General features: G+C 39.8%; 21 protein-coding genes. 2 read left to right on the forward strand and 19 right to left on the reverse strand.

What is annotated here, in order from left to right:
* Positions 1–150: 150 nt before the first annotated feature.
* From B7697_RS00410 to B7697_RS00420, 3 genes are all read right to left on the reverse strand, one after another.
* On the reverse strand, positions 151–606 hold the full coding sequence (locus B7697_RS00410; RefSeq protein WP_084949763.1) for a hypothetical protein: 456 nt from the start codon (positions 604–606) through the stop codon (positions 151–153).
* Positions 607–922: 316 nt separating this feature from the next.
* Positions 923–2,881 carry a peptide ABC transporter substrate-binding protein gene (locus B7697_RS00415; RefSeq protein WP_084949765.1) on the reverse strand — a complete coding sequence of 653 codons (1,959 nt, stop codon included), beginning with the start codon at positions 2,879–2,881 and terminating at the stop codon, positions 923–925.
* Positions 2,882–3,072: 191 nt separating this feature from the next.
* Positions 3,073–4,698 (reverse strand): putative polysaccharide biosynthesis protein, encoded by a 1,626-nt coding sequence (locus tag B7697_RS00420; RefSeq protein ID WP_084949767.1) that lies wholly within the window; start codon positions 4,696–4,698, stop codon positions 3,073–3,075.
* Between the two features lie 105 nt (positions 4,699–4,803).
* Between B7697_RS00420 and B7697_RS00425 the strand changes: the two genes are divergently transcribed.
* Complete coding sequence (locus tag B7697_RS00425; RefSeq protein WP_084949770.1) at positions 4,804–6,249, forward strand: UDP-N-acetylmuramoyl-L-alanyl-D-glutamate--L-lysine ligase; 1,446 nt, start codon at positions 4,804–4,806, stop codon at positions 6,247–6,249.
* A 46-nt stretch (positions 6,250–6,295) separates the two neighbouring features.
* Here B7697_RS00425 and B7697_RS00430 read toward each other — a convergent pair whose 3' ends face one another.
* The 15 genes from B7697_RS00430 to B7697_RS00500 all read right to left on the reverse strand — a co-directional run bounded on the left by B7697_RS00430 (position 6,296) and on the right by B7697_RS00500 (position 18,051).
* Positions 6,296–6,487, reverse strand: a complete 192-nt coding sequence (locus tag B7697_RS00430; RefSeq protein WP_000051184.1) for a CsbD family protein — start codon at positions 6,485–6,487, stop codon at positions 6,296–6,298.
* 101 nt (positions 6,488–6,588) lie between these two features.
* Positions 6,589–7,239: a DUF1803 domain-containing protein gene (locus tag B7697_RS00435; RefSeq protein ID WP_084949772.1), complete on the reverse strand. Its 651-nt coding sequence runs from the start codon at positions 7,237–7,239 to the stop codon at positions 6,589–6,591.
* The gene (locus B7697_RS00440; RefSeq protein ID WP_084949774.1) at positions 7,223–7,735 is read right to left on the reverse strand and encodes a YiiX/YebB-like N1pC/P60 family cysteine hydrolase; all 513 of its coding nucleotides are present in this window, start codon (positions 7,733–7,735) and stop codon (positions 7,223–7,225) included. Before B7697_RS00440 ends, B7697_RS00435 begins: the two co-directional genes overlap by 17 nt.
* A gap of 86 nt (positions 7,736–7,821) precedes the next feature.
* Positions 7,822–8,757 carry a manganese-dependent inorganic pyrophosphatase gene (locus B7697_RS00445; RefSeq protein WP_000036046.1) on the reverse strand — a complete coding sequence of 312 codons (936 nt, stop codon included), beginning with the start codon at positions 8,755–8,757 and terminating at the stop codon, positions 7,822–7,824.
* An 85-nt stretch (positions 8,758–8,842) separates the two neighbouring features.
* Entirely contained in the window at positions 8,843–9,127 is a 285-nt protein-coding gene (locus B7697_RS00450) for a GIY-YIG nuclease family protein (RefSeq protein WP_084949776.1), read from the reverse strand.
* Positions 9,117–9,866 (reverse strand): tRNA1(Val) (adenine(37)-N6)-methyltransferase, encoded by a 750-nt coding sequence (locus B7697_RS00455; RefSeq protein WP_084949778.1) that lies wholly within the window; start codon positions 9,864–9,866, stop codon positions 9,117–9,119. Before B7697_RS00455 ends, B7697_RS00450 begins: the two co-directional genes overlap by 11 nt.
* Positions 9,867–9,918: 52 nt before the next feature.
* Positions 9,919–10,281 carry a S1 RNA-binding domain-containing protein gene (locus B7697_RS00460; protein WP_000689605.1) on the reverse strand — a complete coding sequence of 121 codons (363 nt, stop codon included), beginning with the start codon at positions 10,279–10,281 and terminating at the stop codon, positions 9,919–9,921.
* Between the two features lies 1 nt (position 10,282).
* Positions 10,283–11,683 (reverse strand): bifunctional Cof-type HAD-IIB family hydrolase/peptidylprolyl isomerase, encoded by a 1,401-nt coding sequence (locus tag B7697_RS00465; protein ID WP_084949780.1) that lies wholly within the window; start codon positions 11,681–11,683, stop codon positions 10,283–10,285.
* Between the two features lie 79 nt (positions 11,684–11,762).
* Positions 11,763–12,263, reverse strand: a complete 501-nt coding sequence (locus B7697_RS00470) for a GNAT family N-acetyltransferase (RefSeq protein WP_084949787.1) — start codon at positions 12,261–12,263, stop codon at positions 11,763–11,765.
* Positions 12,264–12,514: 251 nt separating this feature from the next.
* Complete coding sequence (rpsR, locus tag B7697_RS00475) at positions 12,515–12,754, reverse strand: 30S ribosomal protein S18 (protein WP_000068664.1); 240 nt, start codon at positions 12,752–12,754, stop codon at positions 12,515–12,517.
* Between the two features lie 31 nt (positions 12,755–12,785).
* Positions 12,786–13,256: a single-stranded DNA-binding protein SsbA gene (gene ssbA / locus B7697_RS00480; RefSeq protein WP_004269791.1), complete on the reverse strand. Its 471-nt coding sequence runs from the start codon at positions 13,254–13,256 to the stop codon at positions 12,786–12,788.
* Positions 13,257–13,267: 11 nt separating this feature from the next.
* Positions 13,268–13,558 (reverse strand): 30S ribosomal protein S6, encoded by a 291-nt coding sequence (gene rpsF, locus B7697_RS00485; protein ID WP_001151778.1) that lies wholly within the window; start codon positions 13,556–13,558, stop codon positions 13,268–13,270.
* Between the two features lie 219 nt (positions 13,559–13,777).
* Complete coding sequence (locus B7697_RS00490; protein WP_033688616.1) at positions 13,778–14,332, reverse strand: DJ-1 family glyoxalase III; 555 nt, start codon at positions 14,330–14,332, stop codon at positions 13,778–13,780.
* Positions 14,333–14,342: 10 nt separating this feature from the next.
* Entirely contained in the window at positions 14,343–15,566 is a 1,224-nt protein-coding gene (locus B7697_RS00495; protein ID WP_061590331.1) for an FtsW/RodA/SpoVE family cell cycle protein, read from the reverse strand.
* Positions 15,567–15,570: 4 nt separating this feature from the next.
* Positions 15,571–18,051: a bifunctional DnaQ family exonuclease/ATP-dependent helicase gene (locus B7697_RS00500; protein ID WP_338152197.1), complete on the reverse strand. Its 2,481-nt coding sequence runs from the start codon at positions 18,049–18,051 to the stop codon at positions 15,571–15,573.
* Between the two features lie 123 nt (positions 18,052–18,174).
* Between B7697_RS00500 and B7697_RS00505 the strand changes: the two genes are divergently transcribed.
* On the forward strand, positions 18,175–18,360 hold the full coding sequence (locus B7697_RS00505; RefSeq protein WP_001068558.1) for a hypothetical protein: 186 nt from the start codon (positions 18,175–18,177) through the stop codon (positions 18,358–18,360).
* A gap of 24 nt (positions 18,361–18,384) precedes the next feature.
* On the opposite strand, the gene B7697_RS00510 is transcribed toward B7697_RS00505, so the two are convergent.
* Complete coding sequence (locus tag B7697_RS00510) at positions 18,385–19,236, reverse strand: NAD(P)H-hydrate dehydratase (RefSeq protein WP_084949783.1); 852 nt, start codon at positions 19,234–19,236, stop codon at positions 18,385–18,387.
* Positions 19,237–19,303 lie beyond the last annotated feature (67 nt).

Below are 19,303 nucleotides of genomic sequence, written 5' to 3' on the forward strand. Positions count from 1 at the left end.
AAACCACGTCAGCGTCGCCTTACCGTACTCAAGTACAGCTTGCGGCTAGCTTCCTAGTTTGCTCTTTGATTTTCATTGAGTATTAGCTAGTAAAGCTAAAAAGAATCCAGAAAAGCTTCCAGATTCTTTTGTGACAATGATTGCTAGGCCTTACTTAGATCGAAAGAAATCCTGTTGGGCCAAATAGTCATAATGCTCTTTGTTAAATTGATATTGGCCCACATGCTGACCAATCTGACCGACATCCACGGAAAAAATATAGTCTTCATTTTGATAATTCCAATTCAGCCTAACTGTATTCAAGGCTGTCTTATAAGTAAAATCTTGAACTTGATTCCAAGGCATCTCTACGACGTGATTAGAACGTTTCTCAGTCACATCACTGATATCCATCAAGTAGATCCCCTTAGGTGTGAATGCCAAAATCTTAGGCTTCACACTCGACTGAACATAGTAACTACCTCCTATAATGAAAAAATCAATAAAGGATTTCAACCATGTCTTTTTCTTGAAAGCCATCAGAAAATTCTTTTGCCCTTCAATGTAGCAAGTTGAGAGAAATGATTCAATCTGTTTTTCTGTTGCAAACTCCATAATAGCGCCCATGATTTTACCTCCATAACGATTAGTAAATAGGCAGATAAGAACTCTTCACATAAAAGAAGAACTTATCATTTGTTACATTTTATCTTACTTTTTCAGTAAATAACATCCCTCCTATAAAATCATCCTAGCATGTGTATACTTCAGTTAACACTGGAAGAGGATTTAAAAAATAGCTTCTCACAACTTTTATCATATTCATTATATCATAATTCCAATGAACAAATAAAAAAATGTAAGCACTTTTCTTCCAAATTTGCCATCATTCTATTAAAAAACGACAGTTTCCTTCGAAACCATCGTTTTTCTTGAAAAATCCTTATTTGACATGTTTTGCCAATTCTTCTTGGGCTTTTTTATTGGATTCTTCTTTTTCTTTCAGCCATTTTTCTTTGGCTTTTTCATATTCATCTTTTGTGACTGTTTTATCTTGCAACTTGAGATATTTATAGGATTCGACCCCTTTATTACCAGCCAATGAATATGGTGTAGAGAAAGGAACGATTTTTCTCAATGTTGGTGTTCCACCCAGTGAAACATTTGGAATTGCTAGAGAGCTATCTACTAACCAAGCTTGGGCATCTGCATATTTTTCATAACGTTTAGCTGGATCTTGCTCCTTATTGGCTTCTTCCAACATTTGAGTATAGATATCTAGCCCAACAGCCTTGGCCTTATCATTGGCTTCACCTGGTTCTAAACCTAGATTTTGCAACACTCCACCAGAATTAATATTAAAAATATCAAGATAGCTTGATGGATCTTGATAGTCTGCGCTCCAGCCACCGTTGTAAAGATCATAATCCTTCTGAGCTGCAGTCTGAGCTAAATAGCTTGTATTATCAAAGTCTTCAGTAGAGAGTTGGTGAACATCAATCACAACATTATCTGCCCCCAAGACAGATTCAATTGATTGTTTCATGGAATTGATTCCTTGAATTTCTGCCTTATTGGTCAAATCTACAGTTTTATCTAAGTGGATAGGGAATTGAACTCCTTTAGCTTGGAGTTCTTTCTTAGCTTCAGCAAATTTAGCCTTGGCTTTGTCAGGATTGTAGTATGGATCTTGGGCATCTGCAAAGTTAATTCCTTGCCATTCCTTACCGTAATTAACCATCTTAGAGGCTACTACTTCACCAAAGTCTTTGCCATTGATACTTACGAAGTTTGGAGGAACGACTAGGTTACGCAAAATCTTAGTTGCACCATCCTCTCCTTGGGATTGAGCCCCGTAAGCTGTACGGTCATAGGCAAAGTTAATGGCTTGACGGAAGTTTTTATTCAGAACTGCTTCCTGAGTCGATTTCTTTTCAGCATCACTTGTCTTAGAAGTGAATTTATAAGATTTTCTATCCAGGTTAAAGTTTAAGAAATAAGAAGTGGCATCTTGCAAGCTATAGATGATATTATCCTTATTCTTTTCTTTAATCCCTTCAAAGCTTGAACTATTTGGATAGAGACGAGCGTAGCTATAAGCTCCCTCGACAAAGTTACGAGCTAGTGCATCTTGGTCACTACCATCATAATAGGCCAATTTCACATCATCTACAAAGACATTTTTAGCATCCCAGTAGTTCGGATTTTTCTTGAATTCAATAACAGATTTTGAAACAAAGGATTTCATCAAGAACGGTCCATTGTACAATATGCTAGATGGGTCTACCTTCCCAAAATCATCCCCTTTTGATTTCAAGAAATCAGCGTTAACAGGGAAGAGAATGGTTGATGTTGTTTTTGAATTCCAGTAAGATTCTGGTCGTGTCAAGGTATATTGAACAGTTTGGTCATCAATCGCCTTAACACCTACAGTTGAAAAGTCGCTTGTTTTCCCGTTGATATAGTCATCCAAACCAGCAACAGAGTCTTGAACTAGGTACAAGGCTTCTGATTTTTTATCAGCTGCATACTTAAGACCAGTTATAAAATCTTGAGCAGTTACAGGAGCATATTCATCTCCATCTGCAGTATACCATTTAGCATCTTTACGCAGTTTATAGGTATAAGTCAAACCGTCTTGAGAAACACTCCAATCCTCTGCCAAGGATGGAATATAGTTCCCATACTGGTCATTTTCCATAAGACCATCTACCAGATTAGTGATAATATCATTAGTTGTCGCACGGTTTTCTGCTAGATAGTTAAAACTTGACGGATCGCTAGAATAAACATAATTATATGTTTTTGACCCTGTGCTAGAATTTCCACACGCGCTTAATAAAATACCTGCACTTAAAACGATACCTGCAAGCGTTGCATACTTGGCCTTAGACTTTTTCATCTCCAGAACCTCCTGATTTAAATATTTGTCTTATTATACAACTCGTGTTTTATTTAGTCAATAGATTTTTTAAAAAAATTAATCATTACATCTACAAACTATAGAATTTATTCTACAAAATAATAAAAAAGAGAATAATTTAAGCATTCCATGATAGAAATGTTCAAATTATCCCTTTTATTTATAAAAAATTATTGAGAAATTCTTAATTTTGCTCTTAGGCGATTAGCTTGAGCTTTTCCAATCACCTTGTCCAATAGACGGGTACGGAGACTCATAACTCCATAAACACCTCCACCCATGGCACCGACAAGGGCTACATATAGAAAACTCCACAAACGCCCACTTGGTTGGAAGACAAATCCTAAAATCCACTGGAATGTCCCAACTACTAGAAACATGAAAAGAGTTAACAAACTGATTAAAATGGTTCGTTTCAAAATCACCTTGCGCTTGACACCAGTTACCTTACAAATATCCCGATACATCAAAACATTAGGAATGATGAGACCGATTGTTGTAGAAATCAAAGGTCCGTAACTATGGAAGAGAGCGATGGTTGGAAGTTGCAAGACTAGCTTGGCAATAGAACCATAGATAAAATAGAGAACTGCCTTGCGATTGCGGAACATGGCTTGAAGCATTGGTGACAAGACCATGTACAAACCTAAAATAGTAGACTGCAAAACTGCAAAGACAAACAAGCCCATAGCCAAACTATCTGGCTTGCCATAGAAGACTGTATAGAGAGGTTCTCCTACCATGACTACTCCAATCGTTGCTGGTAGCAAGAATAAGAATAGCATAGTGATGCTGTCCTGAACTAGACGAGAAGCCGCCTTCAAGTCCCCCTTAACATAGTTTTCAGTCAAAAGTGGCAACCCTACACTCCCAATCGAAACCCCAACAGAAATCAAAATCATAGTAATTTTATTAGGATTGGCAGAGAAATAAGAAAACATGACAACCAAGTCTTCATTACTATAATTGGTAAACCAACTCATACTATTGATAAAGGTCATCTGGTCCAAAATCTGAAAAAGCTGGATTGCAGACCCTGTCAGGATAAAAGGAATGGCTTCCTTAATGGTGTCGACCAAAAGACGCTTGCTGTTTATCTTATCTCCTGTTTCAAGGACTCTTTTAAGTAATCCTTCTTTGGCAAGGAAATAGATCAAAACTGCAAAACTGGCTACCATGCCGACAAAGGCAGCAAAGGTGGATTGGGTAACCGCTGCTAGATAATCTCCTGAACCAATCTTCATAATCATAAAGGTAGCTAAGAGCATCCAGATAACACGAATGACCTGCTCAGCGATTTGGCTCATGGCATAAGGTTTCAGGTTATTCATTCCTTGGAAGAATCCTCGGATAACACTCATAGATGGGAAAATCAAGACCGCCCAAGCCAAGCTCTGCATGATTGGGATCAGGTCTTTCCCTACACCCGACAAATCTGCTAGCCATGGAGCAAAGACATACAAGACTAGTGCAAAAACAAGACCTAATCCCGTCATAAATCCTAAAAAGCTCCGAATCAGGGCAAAGCTATGCTCTTCTTCTCGCATGGTATTATACTTGGCCACTTGCTTGGCAACCGCAACTGGAATCCCCGCTGTTGAAATCAGCAAGAACCAGGCATAGATATTGTATCCCATGGTAAAGAGACCATTTGCTGTAGCCGCATAAGACCCCATCCAGATATACCAAGGGATGATATAAATGGCACCGAGTAGACGACTGATAAAGTTACTAGCCGTTAGCCAAGCAGTCCCCCGTAACATCTGGGCCTGCTGGTGATTGTTTTCGTTAGACATAAATTCCTCATTTAATTTTAATCACTAGGAAAAATTCCTCATCTTCCATTATAAACTTTTCCTTGTCACTTGTAAATTTACGACTTTCGGTTTACAATAGAAAGTATGATTAAGATTGAAACCGTATTAGATATTTTAAAGAAAGATGGTCTCTTCCGTGAGATTATCGACCAAGGACATTATCACTACAACTACAGCCATGTCGTATTTGACACCATCTGCTATGATAGCCGCAAGGCCAAAGAGAAGAGCCTCTTTTTCGTCAAGGGTGCTGCCTTTAAAAAGGAATTTCTGATTTCTGCCATCTCTCAAGGCCTCGGTTGGTATGTGGCTGAAGAAGACTATGAAGTTGGTATTCCTGCTATTATCGTCAGCGATATCAAGAAAGCCATGAGTTTGGTAGCAATGGAATTTTATGGAAATCCACAGGAAAAACTCAAACTCCTTGCCTTTACTGGTACTAAGGGTAAAACAACAGCAGCCTATTTCGCTTATAACATCTTATCTCAAGGGCATCGACCTGCTATGCTCTCGACCATGAACACAACTCTAGATGGCAAGACTTTCTTTAAGTCTGCATTAACAACCCCTGAGAGTATTGATCTCTTTGATATGATGAATCAGGCTGTGCAAAATGACCGTACCCACCTCATCATGGAAGTATCCAGTCAGGCCTATCTGGTCAAACGTGTCTATGGTCTAACCTTTGATGTGGGAGTTTTCCTCAATATCAGTCCCGACCATATCGGCCCGATTGAACACCCTAGCTTTGAAGACTACTTCTACCATAAACGTCTCTTGATGGAAAATAGCCGAGCAGTCATTATTAACAGTGACATGGACCACTTTTCAGTCTTGAAAGAACAAGTGGCAGATCAAGAACATGATTTCTATGGTAGCCAGTCTGATAACCAAATCGAGAATTCCAAAGCCTTTAGTTTTTCAGCTACGGGCAAACTCGCTGGAGATTATGATATTCAACTGATTGGCCACTTCAACCAAGAAAATGCCGTTGCTGCTGGACTTGCTTGCCTCCGTCTCGGAGCTAGTTTTGAGGACATCAAAAAAGGAATCGCTGCAACCCGCGTTCCTGGTCGTATGGAAGTTCTCACTCAGAAAAATGGTGCCAAGGTCTTCATCGACTATGCCCACAATGGGGATAGTCTAAAAAAACTAATCAATGTTGTAGAAACTCATCAAACTGGAAAAATTGCTCTGGTTCTGGGTTCGACAGGAAATAAAGGAGAAAGCCGTCGTAAGGACTTTGGCCTCCTCCTTAATCAACACCCTGAGATTCAAGTCTTTCTGACTGCTGATGACCCCAACTATGAGGACCCAATGGCCATTGCAGATGAAATTAGTAGCTACATCAATCATCCTGTTGAAAAAATTGCGGATCGCCAAGAAGCCATCAAGGCAGCGATGGATATCACAAATCACGAATTAGATGCAGTTATAATTGCTGGTAAGGGAGCCGATTGCTACCAAATCGTTCAGGGCAAGAAAGAAGCCTATCCAGGAGATGCAGCCGTCGCAGAAAATTATTTATAAGATAGTAAAAAAATCAAGGGAAATGAAACCCTTGATTTTTCTATTTTTATTTAAAAGCGTTTTTCAAACCTTCAACGGCACCTTCTACAGCACCTTTAGCATCTTCAACTACTTCTTTTGCCTTAGCAACTGTCTTTTCTACAGCGCCTTCTGCCTCAGTCTTGCTATCCCCAGTAACTTTACCAAATCCTTCTTTGATAGCGCCTGTTGCTTGTTCCAATTTGTTTTCAAGTGACATATGATTGTCTCCTTTAGGTTTATTCCGATATGTGTTACCGGTTACATATAGTTTATACCGAATACTAAGGAAAGTCAAACAATGTGCTCAAAAACAAGAAATCAGGCCAAGTAGAAAGTTAATCTTTCCTTATCAAAATCGACGGCCAATTCATACTTTCCATCTTCATTTTGGACAATATATCCTAGGACAACTAAACTATCCACAAAGATATCACGGCGTTTCTGCATCAGTTGATCTTTTTTGAGAAATTTTAGCAAAAAAGTCGTCATGTATTTAAGAGCATACTCAGGATTGACATCTCCCAAAATGTCATAAAGTTCCTGCTGTTTCTCTGTCAAAGGATACTGATGTTTGACCTTGTAGAAATAATTGGACAGGGTCATTTTTGTTCTCGCAAAGTCCGTCTTTTCAACTAAAATAGCTGCATTAGTTTGATTTCGTAATTCCGTCTCAAAACTCTGCTCCAACAAGGTTTGATAGACCGGACTATCTTCGCTGACAAAAATCTCTTGATCAAGTTCTAGATTATCAAGTGATTCAAGCATAGGAAGATTGAGGTAATAGCGCTTATTTTCCCGACGAATCAAGCCAGCCTTTATATACTCTTCCATGAGTTTGTCAACTGCTACATCTGGAAATTGAGCCTTAATTTCTCGCAAAATCACATCATCATGCTGGTTCAGATAGCGGATTAATTCTCCAAAAAATGGCTGTCTCGTCAAACGAGATGGATTAAAAATCTGAATCATGAAGATTCCTTTCTTTACATTCTAACAGAGGCGATGCTGCCAACTGACTGGGATTGGTCCCAGCTTGGTTCAGAGGAACAGGCAGACCTAGTTCTCTATAATATTCTCTCCAAAAATCACTAATCTCCTGCCCCCCATCTCCAAATTTCATGGGAATAGTTTCAAAAATGGGGAGGATTTCTGCCATATACTGGGAACAGTAGAAACCAGCTCCATCTGGATAGAAAGAAGCATTGTAGGTAGCTCCAAGATGTTTGCAAGCTTTTTCCTTCACAGACTGGATATCCATTTCCGGGTAGACATAGATGTCGTACAAATGATTGGGGTCAAAGAAGTCTGCAGGTTCCTGACAGATAACACCAGCCTGTCCACTAGCATGATAAATCATCCCATCCAAATAAATGGCAACATGGTTATAGTTGCCTGTGGAAGTCTGGATAGCCTGTCCCATATCTGACCCATCTCTCACAAAAATCAAATCGCCATTTTCTAACATGCTTCACTCCTAGAAAAAAAGGAGCCGAAACTCCTTTCGATATTAGTCAAACTAGCCTTTCCTAATTTGAATTGACACTCAAACTCTTAAGCATTGAAGCTTTCAGTCAATTGAGGTACCACTTGTTTCTTACGTGAAACGGCACCAGCAAGGAAAGCATGGTTGTTTTCAAGTTTGAAGTTGAAAGCCGCTTCAACCTTGTCCATATTAGCACCAAGTGCTAGGATTTCTGAGTTTGAGTTGACGATATCTGTAATCATCAAGACAAAGTCAGAATAACCATTTGCTGCGTTAGCAGCTTGCATTGCAGCTTCGATTTCTGCTTGGCGTTCCAAGACTTCAGCGATATCAACTGTGTTTACTTGGGCAACACGAACATTATTTCCGTTGAGTTCAAAAGTCTTAGCATCGATGTCAATCAATTCGTCAGCAGATTTGCTAGCCAAGTTTGTACCAGCTTTCAGCATAGCCAAACCATATTCTTCCAAGTTCACACCAGCCAATTCAGCCAATTCGGGAGCAATAACTTTATCTGTTGGATGTGTTGTTGGTGATTTCAAAAGAAGGGTATCTGAAATCAAACCTGAAAGCATCAAACCAGCAATTTCTTTAGGAACAGCTACACCATGTTCTTTGAACATACGGTAAACAATTGAAGACGCTGATCCAACTGGCTCCAAACGCATGTAGAGTGGGCTTGCAGTTTCAAAGTTAGCCACACGGTGGTGGTCTACAACACCATAAACTTCTACTTCAGCGATATCTGATACAGATTGTTGGAATTCATTGTGGTCAGTCAAGATAACTTGCTCTGCGCCTTCTGCTTTAGCAGAAGTGATAACACGCGGTGCTTCCACACCAAAATAGTTCAAGACAAAGGCTGTTTCTTCATTTGGAGTTCCAAGGGCAACAGCTTCCGTATCCAAACCGTAAGCTTCTTTTGCAAGGTAGGCAAAGGCTACAGATGACCCGATGGCATCTGAGTCTGGATTTTGGTGACCAAATACTAGAATCTTAGACATGATAATACCTCATTTTGTTTATTCTCTTTATTGTAGCATTTTTTTCGCTTTTTGACAAAAGTAAGAGGAGTCAAAGGACTCCCCACTACTCTTCAAAATAACTGAGTAAATTTCTATCTTGATTTTCAGATAAAAATGTTTCCTTCTGTGGCCTCTTCTTACGCTTGAGAAGAGCTTCTGCAGACATGGCTTCTTCCTTACTGGCAAAACCTTGGGCATAGATAAGTTTGACTGGCAAGCGTGCTCGTGTATATTTGGCTCCCTTCCCACTATTGTGAACAGCGAGACGCCTTCTCACATTAGTTGTATAACCCGTATAGTAGGAACCGTCACGGCACTCCAGCACATACATATAAGCCTTATGATCCATAATAAATCTCTTCAAGTTCCGGCGTATAAGAACCATCATCATTGTGGACAATGAGAGGAGGCAAGACCTTAAAACCACTTGTTGAGCCATCCTTGATAGCTTCAATCAAGAGCATGTTAGCTTCCTTTTCTCTTTTTGGATAAACAAACTGCAGACGCTTAGGTGCTAGATTATGCCGTTGAAACATGTCCAAAATATCCAAGAGGCGATCAGGACGATGAACCATGGCCAAACGCCCATTAGACTTGAGAATACTTTGGGCACTACGACAGATTTCCTGCAAATTAGTCGTGATTTCGTGGCGCGCCAAGAGATAATGTTCACTCTCGTTCAGGTTTGAATGAGGATCCACCTTGAAATAGGGCGGATTACACAAAATCATATCCACCTTACTTCCCTGGATGTAAGCAGGCATATTTTTCAAATCATCACAGATGACCTGCATCTGCTCTTCCAAACCATTCAAACGGACAGAGCGTTCAGCCATATCTGCCAAACGCTCCTGAATCTCAACAGCCAAAATCTGTGCCTGGGTACGAGTGCTAGCAAATAGCCCCACTGCTCCATTCCCAGCACAGAAATCCACAATTAAGCCCTTCTTAGGAAAACGTGGAAAACGTGACAAGAGAACACTATCCACCGAATAGCTAAAAACCTCTCTATTTTGAATGATTTTGATATCTGTCGAAAAGAGCTGGTTAATGCGCTCCCCTGATTTTAATAATTGTTCTTCTTCCATGGTCCTATTATAGCAAATTTATATTAACATTACAAAAGATAGAGATTTCTAACTAGTGCTTCTGATTCTTCAAATGTTGGAGGGCTTCCTTGGTCCAAATTGGCATCATTCGCTTGAGAGGTGCAAAACCATAGTTAAAGCGGTCGCTTGAAAAGCGTCTCCGTCTCGGAAACTGGTGCTTTTCTTCCTCCAAAGTGCGGATAGAAAGACTAGCTTTCCCTGTAAATTCATCTAAATCCACTACTTGAACTTGAACCTCTTCATCGACTTTCAAGGCTTCTTGGATATTTTCAATAAAGCCTGTCCGAATCTCTGAAATGTGAATCAGCCCCGTATCACCCGTCTCTAGCTCAACAAAGGCACCGTAGGGCTGAATCCCTGTAATACGCCCCTTTAGCTTATCACCGATTTTCATCTTAGTCCTCGATTTCAATTGTTTCAATCACGACATCTTCAACTGGCTTGTCCATAGCCCCTGTCTCAACAGCAGCAATGGCATCCAAAACAGCGTAAGAGGCTTCATCAGCTAGCTGACCAAATACAGTGTGACGACGGTCTAAGTGAGGGGTTCCACCTTGATTGGCATAGATTTCCGCAATCGGTTCTGGCCAACCACCACGAGCAATTTCTTTCTTAGAATAAGGCAAATGTTGATTTTGCACGATAAAGAACTGGCTACCGTTGGTATTTGGACCAGCATTGGCCATAGAAAGGGCACCACGAATATTGTAAAGTTCTTCTGAGAATTCATCCTCAAATGATTCACCATAGATTGACTCACCACCCATACCAGTTCCAGTTGGGTCTCCACCTTGGATCATAAAGTCCTTGATAATACGATGGAAAATGACTCCATCATAGTAGCCATCTTTTGAAAGTGCAACAAAGTTAGCTACTGTTTTAGGAGCATGTTCAGGGAAGAGCTTAATACGCAAGTCTCCGTGATTGGTCTTAATAGTCGCGATAGGACCTTCTACTGTTTCAATGTCTACTTGTGGGAAATGCAATTCTTTTTCTACCATACCAAATCCTTCTAAGGCGTCAAAAATGCCATCTTCTTCCAATGTTTTTGTAATATAATCTGCTTTTTCTTTGATGTTATCATGAGAAATTCCCATGGCAACGCTGATTCCAGCATAATCAAAGAGTTCCAAGTCATTCAACCCATCTCCAAAAACCATGACGTTCTCTGGTTTCAAGCCAAGGTGTTCCACAACCTTTTCCACGCCCGTCGCTTTGGAGCCTGAAATCGGAACAATATCAGACGAATGTTGATGCCAACGAACCATGCGAAGTTTAGCAGAGAGACTGTCAGGCAAGTGCAAGTCATCTCCTTTATCTTCAAAAGTCCACATTTGATAGATATCTTCTTTTTCATAAAAATCAGGATCTACATCTAAATCGGGGTAAATTGGATTGATTGCTTCACTAATCATATCGGTACGAGTCGACAACTTGGCATCATGACTCCCAACCAAGCCATACTCAATTCCTTCTTGCTTAGCCCAAGAGATATACTCCTCAACATCTGACTTCTCAATCTGATGTTGATAAATGATCTGACCTTTTTTATCTTCAATATAGGCCCCATTTAAGGTCACAAAAAAATCAGGCTTGAGCTCACGAATCTCCGGCACAACACCAAAAATCCCTCGTCCAGAAGCAATACCTGTCAAAATTCCTTTCTCACGTAATTGCTTAAAAACAGTTGGGATTGAAGCTGGAATAAAACCTGTCTTTGAATTCCGCAATGTATCATCAATATCAAAAAAGACAATCTTGATTTTCTTTGCCTTGTATCTTAATTTCGCATCCATCTCACTACCTCTTTCAAACTAACTCTTTCCATTATACCATAAAGTAGCTAAATCCCCTATTTTCAAAAAGTTTCCAGTTTTATTGTAAGTCCTTGGATAAGTATAAAACTAAATCATCATTTTGACAACTTGCACCCATTTCTAGCGGTTTATTTCTATACCAGACACCTGTTCCATCTGGAATATAGCCTCGTTTGATATACAATCTCTGGGCAGGACCATACCCCAAGTGCAAACCTACACCAAGAGTGATCTTACTCGAAACAAACTTGACTCGTTTTTCTGCTTCTTCTAGCAATTGATTCCCAATCCCTTGATTTCGAAAAGGCTCAAACACATTAAAATCTGATAATTCTGGATAGACTTCTGCAAAAGGACCATGTTTAGCAGAGGGCAAAATGGTAACGTAGCCCGCTACAGCACCATCAATCTCTGCAACTAAAACTTCTCTCTCCCCACTTTCCTGTTCCAGAAAATATCTAGCCAAAATTTCCTCTCTATCAGGCCAACCTTGATTCATAAATCCATGAGATAAGGATTCAATATCAGACTTAATCATATTTCTAATCGTACAATTCATCTTTGTCTTACCCACCTTTACTCTTTCTATCACCATTATAACACGCCAAGGTCAAAAAAAACTATCTCGTGAAAAAAAGACCCACCCAGGTCTTAATTCGCTTTCTTGTTTTCAAACCCATGAAAAAGAGGTCCACCCGGACCCAACTCGCATTCTCATTTCAATGATCGTGAAAAAGAGATCCACTTGGACCCAAACTCGCTCTCTCATTTCAAAAGCTCGTGAAAAAAAGACCCAACTGGGTCTTTTCTTTAATCTTCGTTTACGAAAGGCATCAAAGCCATTACGCGAGCGCGTTTGATAGCTGTTGTTACTTTACGTTGGTTTTTAGCTGAAGTTCCTGTTACACGACGAGGAAGGATTTTCCCACGTTCTGAAACGAAACGGCTAAGAAGCTCAGTATCTTTGTAATCAACATATTCAATTTTGTTTGCTGCGATGTAATCAACTTTTTTACGGCGTTTGAATCCGCCACGACGTTGTTGAGCCATGTTTTTTCTCCTTTATAATTTTAGTTGTCCATTAGAATGGTAAATCATCATCTGAAATATCCAATGGATTTGTTGCTCCAAATGGATTTTCATCACGTGAAAAGTCTGGTACTGAATTTGTAGGTGCTGAGTAGTTTGCAGTTGGTGCAGAATAAGCTCCACCTGTGTGACCCTCACGCACACTACGGCTTTCCAACATTTGGAAATTCTCAGCCACGACCTCTGTCACGTAGACACGTTGTCCTTGCTGGTTATCGTAACTACGAGTCTGGATACGACCTGTCACCCCGATAAGTGAGCCTTTTTTAGCCCAATTAGCAAGGTTCTCAGCCTGTTGGCGCCACATAACGACATTGATAAAATCAGTCTCACGTTCGCCATTTTGACTCTTAAATGTACGGTTTACTGCAAGAGTAAAAGTCGCAACTGCTACATTTGATGGGGTATAACGCAACTCAGCGTCACGTGTCATACGCCCTACAAGTACAACATTGTTAATCATAGTTTACCTTCTTACGCGTCAGTTTTGACGATCATGTGACGAAGAATGTCAGCGTTGATTTTTGAAAGACGGTCAAACTCTTTAAGAGCTGCATCGTCGTTTGCTTCAACGTTAACGATGTGGTAAAGTCCTTCACGGAAATCTTTGATTTCGTATGCAAGACGGCGTTTTTCCCAAGATTTTGATTCAACAACAGTTGCACCATTGTCAGTCAAAATAGAGTCAAAACGTGCTACCAAAGCGTTTTTAGCTTCTTCTTCAATGTTTGGACGAATAATATAAAGAATTTCGTATTTAGCCATTGATATGTTCCTCCTTTTGGTCTAATGACCCCAAGACTTTGCAAGGGGTAAGTGAGGTTCGCTCACAATAAACTATTATACTAGAAAATAATTTTTTACGCAAGTAAAAACACCGAAATATAAAAAGAAGATGACGAATCATCTTCTCAAAAAATACAACTCTATAGAGAGTGATTAGTATTTTAGTATTTATCAAACTATAGAGATTACGAATCCGTTTTACTGATTTTTACCAAAGACATCTCGATAGAGCATTCCTGTTCGTAAAGTCTCTGCATCTCCTCCTAATTGCTCTACCAGCTCGTAGGCAAAGGCAAGGGCTGTCGAGGGACCTCGACTGGTTGTCAATTGACCATCTACCACTACTGTTTCCTTGACGTAGTGACCATCAAAAATTTGCTCTTGAACACCATCATAACAAGTGTACTGCTTGTTTTTCAATAGCCCTGCTTGATTGAGGGCAATTGGCGCAGCACAAATGGCTGCTAGTTTTTTTCCTTCTTGCTCGAAGCTTTGCAACTCTTGAATCAAGGCCTGATTATCGCGCAAATGTGCAGAACCAGGCATGCCGCCAGGAAGAACAACCATATCATAGTCTGATAAATCACCATCAAAGACACGATCTGCTCTGACTTGGATTGCATGCGAACCAGTCACTTGCTCTTCAAACCCAACCATATCACAAGTGATATTTGCCCGACGCAAAACATCCACAACTGTCAAAGCTTCAATTTCTTCAAAGCCCTGAGCCAACATAACTGCTACTTTTACCATGATTTTCTCCTTATTTGATTTGTTTTAATACAACCTTTTTCCGCTTGAATGGGACTTTTCCGCTCTTTTCTTCAGCTAGATTGGTCTGGTAACTCATAGATAAAAGTAAGCCCACACCAATCAGATTACTGATAATAGCCGATCCCCCTTGAGAAATAAAAGGCAAGGGAATACCCGTCAAAGGAAGCAAACCTGTCACGGCACCGATATTCTCAAAGATATGGAAGAGTAACATCATAATCAAACCTGTGGAAATATAGGTGTAGAACTGATTATTTGATTTAAGAGTAATCTTCAACATACGATAAATCAGCATGAGATAAAGGGCAATAACAAGGACAGAGCCAATAAAGCCAAAATCTTCTGCGATAACCGTGAAAATCATATCCGACTCTCGAACTGGAATAAGCAGATTCGAAGCATTAAACCCTTGTCCAAATAAGCCACCGCTTCCAATGGCAATCTGTCCTTGAGCCTGTTGGTAAGTGGTTGTTTGGGCAAAGTCAAATGGATTGAGCCAAGCCAAAATACGGTTGATTTGATAGGTCGGCATGCCCAGTTGATGGAGAAAAGCCCGACCGTCCTTGCTGATAAAAATAGCTAAGAAACCAGCAATTCCTGTTACAGCAGTCACAAATACTGGGATAATAATTTTCCAAGAAACCCCCGATAATAAAACGATTCCTGAGAAAATGGCTACAAAAACCAAAGCCGTCCCCAAGTCACTTTGAAGTGCCAAAAGAACTAGGACTGGAATGGTAAAGACAATCATCCAAAAAATTAATAAAAAGTCCAGCGGAACTGTGCGTCTCCATTCCTTATGCTTCTTTGTAAATTGGACAATGACACGGGCCAACATGAGGATATAGGATATCTTCATAAATTCTGACGGCTGGAACAAGGTAACACCATTTACCGATACCCAGTTTTTAGCCCCCGTTGATGCAACTAAACTTGGATTATAAAAGACGATAGGTAAGACCATAAGTCCCAAGCCTAAAATATACAGAAAGGGGGTCACTTTCCAGAGAAATTCTGTATTAAAGAGCATGACCACAAAACCAATCACAAGCCCCAAGGCAATCCAGGCAACCTGTTGCCCTAAAATGGGTAAAATATTGTTCGGATAATCATGACTAACGGCAATATAAATAGCCACCACGCCGATAACCAGTAGGAAAAATACTGGCAGGAGCAAACTATAATCGACTCTAGAGTCGAGAGAACGTTTCATATATTCACCTTTTCTCTTTCTTAGATTTTTCATTTTTGTTGTTTTGGAGGAAATCAATAACAGTAGAGGTAATCTGTTTCCTATTCACCTCTCTGATAGTTCTTTCCTTCGCTAAAGCTTGTCTAATTTGTTTACCATATCGTTTATGAACAACTCGACTATCCAGTATCACAGCAATGGAAGCTTGTTCCTCTTTTCTAATTGTTCTACCCAAAGCCTGTTTGAGACGAATAATGGCCATTGGCAACTGATAATCATAGAAAGGATTCTTCCCTTCCTGACGCAATTCATGATTTAATTTTCGTGTTAAAGGTTCTTGGGGATTTTGGAAAGGCAATCGAGGAATTACTTGAATAACGCAAGGATGGGTAGAAAAATCAACCCCCTCCCAGAAACTTCCTGTTCCAAGTAAGATTTGTCGCTCTCCTTTTTCAAAACGTTTCTTCAGCTGACTGGGTTCCCCATTTTTATATTGGGCTAAATGAGGATGGTCTAGTAAATCTGACACTGCTAACAGTAATTCTTTCGACGTAAATAGAACAAGCAAAGGCTCTTGAAACGCCTGTAAGGAATGGATAACTGATGTAACCTCTTCTGCATAATCTAAAGGAGAATGTTCAGTTACTAACGGAAAATCATTTACTAATAGAACTTCTTGCTGCTTCTGTTGTAAAGATTCAACTGTAATAAGTGGAGCTTCAGTAAATCCTAATAAGTCCGCTAAAGAAACTCTATTACTGATTTCAAGAGTGGCAGATACGCCAAGCACTCTGCAATCTTCTGGCAATAAATCTGCTAGTAGAAAGCGGCCTTTTTTACTTGAGCAGATTAAGACATCCTTACTTGACTTCTCAGCTGTTGCCATCCAAAATTCACGGTCCGATGTAAAAAAGTGCGTCATATCTCTATACTCGGGAAGATTTAACTCAGAAAAATGCTGGCGTAAGGTTTCAAGAGAATCTAACCACTTGTCATTCTTAAGTCCTGAGTAAAACTGATCTATCAAATAGCGACATTCAAACCCGATACTCTCAAGCAACCGTCTCTGAATAAGATCTTTTTCTGTTTCCAAGGACTTTTCAACTTGTGTTACTAAATCATCGAGAAGATAAGACTCTTGGGCGAGGTTTTCAAGGGCAATCAGCATTTTTTGAGCTTCATCTATGATTACCAAGCGATTGTTGACAAACTCTGGATCGTCCTCTAAACGTGTTACCAGATAAGCGTGATTGGTTAACAAAAGGCGACTCGATTTAGCCCTATCTTGACTGCGTTGCCAGAAGTCCTCAGAACTAAATAAACTTGTTTTTGAAAGTTTTCCATCATGGACAAGTTCAGGTATAAAATGTTGATAACGATACAGCTGCCCGATTTCATCTAAGTCACCTGTTTCTGTCTCTGTTAACCAAATCAAGATTTGCATTTTAAAGCGTGTGAATAGGCGGTTAGACTCTGGCCTATGAAGTACTTTATAAAAATTATCGAGTTTCAAATAATTTTGAGGTCCCTTAAGACTATGAATATCAATATGAAAAGTATCTTTTAATCGACTTCCTTCTTCTTGCATAATTTGATTTTGAAGGATTTTGGTAGGAACACTAACAAGGATACCACCTTCACTTTCCATGCTCAAAGCTGGCAGTAGGTAACCATAAGTCTTTCCAAGTCCCGTTTGGGCTTGAATAAACGCGGTTTTCTGTTCCTTTAATAACTGCTCAACTTTTTCTGCAAATTCAACTTGCTGAGGACGTTCATCCAAGTCTAATAAGGAAATATTTTTAGTAAAATCCTTAGATAGCTTACGTGGTTTTAAAGACTGACTTTTCTTTCTTAGAAAGAGTCCATGGAACTCCATCAAATCGTGAGAAGAAAGGAGGGACTGTCGCTGATATACTTCTTCAATCACTAAATAAGTTTCATAAAGGAGGTTATCCGCAAGATTTAACAACGTTTCTAACAGTCCTTTTGGTAACTGAAAAAGTTTTTGACGCATAAAAAGCAAAAGCTCTGCTGTTGCTTGTGCATCAGAGAGAGCGGTGTGGGCGTGGTCTAACTTAATCCCTAACTCTTGACAGAGAATGCCGAGATTGTACTTTTCAAACCGAGGGTACAAAACCTGTGCTAACTCAACGGTATCCACTCGTGGAGTTCTCAATTCATAACCTTCAAAGAATAGGTACTCTGCTAGAAGATTTGCATCAAACTGTACATTGTGCGCGACAAAAACACCATTCTTGACCAGCTCAAAAATCCTTCCAGCTACCTGTGAAAACTCTGGAGCAACTGCCAACCGTTGATCAGTCAAACCTGTCAATTCTTTTATATGAGAATCCAAGGGCTCATGAGGATTGATGTCAGTCCCATACTGATCGACGATTTCACCATTTTCAATCACCACAATACCCACTTGAATAATTTTTGCCTTGCTTCCGGTGCTAGTGGCCTCTAAATCAACAACCACATACCGATCATTTCTCGAATTCATCATTAAAAATTATATCAAAAAAAGCCCTGTTTGACACCCCTCAACTTCGATAGAAAAATCTCTTTGCTTGAAAAAATTTTTATAAAATGTTTGAATAGTATTATACAGAAAAGGAGAAATAGGATGAACCCATTAGATTTATTTAACCAAGTAAAAGAATTAATCGAAACAAAAGATTTCGAAGCTGCAAAAACATTTGTTGCAGAAAATCAAGAACAGCTTGGAGAATACTTCTCTCAAGCTCAGCAGTTGATTTCTGGTTCTGAAGGTCTAGATGGCCTCGTTGGAAAGATTAAAGGATTTTTCTAAAAGATATAAAGGCGCCTGAAACAATCAGGTGCCTTTTTGAGATATTTTTTTCATTATTTTGGGAAGATGACTGCTAATTTCCGTCGGCAATACCACATAATGTTCTTGAGATAGTTCTTGGGCTATTGCTGAATGAAGATGAGTCGCTACTGCCACACGTTCGTAGAGACTGGCCTGTCGGAATTGGCCTGCAAATCCTGCAATCATTCCAGCCAGTGTATCTCCCATACCACCAGTCGCCTGATAGGGACCGCCAACCTGTAACAGGTAACAATCAGACTGGCCAGCTTGCCAAATACGAGTAGCTGGACCTTTCTCCACCAAAATTGTTCCTTGAGGGAAAGAAGTCAGGGCACTAGATGTTGTATCTTCCTTTTGTTTTTCAATAGCAATACCAGACAGCTTTTCCCATTCTTTTTGGTGGGGAGTTAGGATAAGCTGGTTAGATGGAAACGACAAACTTGTCCTAGCAATGATAGTTAAGGCCCCTCCGTCTACAATCAAAATCTGATTCTTTTTTAAGCTAGCAAAGACCTGTTTTACTAGATTTTCTCCAAAAGCATCGTCTCGTAAACCAGGTCCCACTAAGACCACTTCTGCCTTCTCCAATTGCTCTTTTAATAATTGCTGGTCTTGCAGAGAAAAGGCCATAGCCTCAGGTAAATGATTGTGCAAAGCTGGGATATTTTCCCGATCTGTTCCAACAGTCACCAAACCAGCTCCACTTTTAACAGCTGCCAAAGCAGCCATGATGATGGCACCACCATAAGGATACGTCCCACCAAGCAACAGCAAACGGCCATAGTCTCCTTTATGACTGGTACGAGAACGTTCAATAATGACTTTTTCTAGTAAGGTTTGATTAATCACTTTCATCGTTTTTTCCTCTCTATTCATTATACTATAAAGTCTATCCACCTTGCATCTTAAATATAAATCTCTT

The organism is Streptococcus mitis (assembly GCF_002096895.1).
Lineage (GTDB): Bacteria > Bacillota > Bacilli > Lactobacillales > Streptococcaceae > Streptococcus > Streptococcus mitis_AH.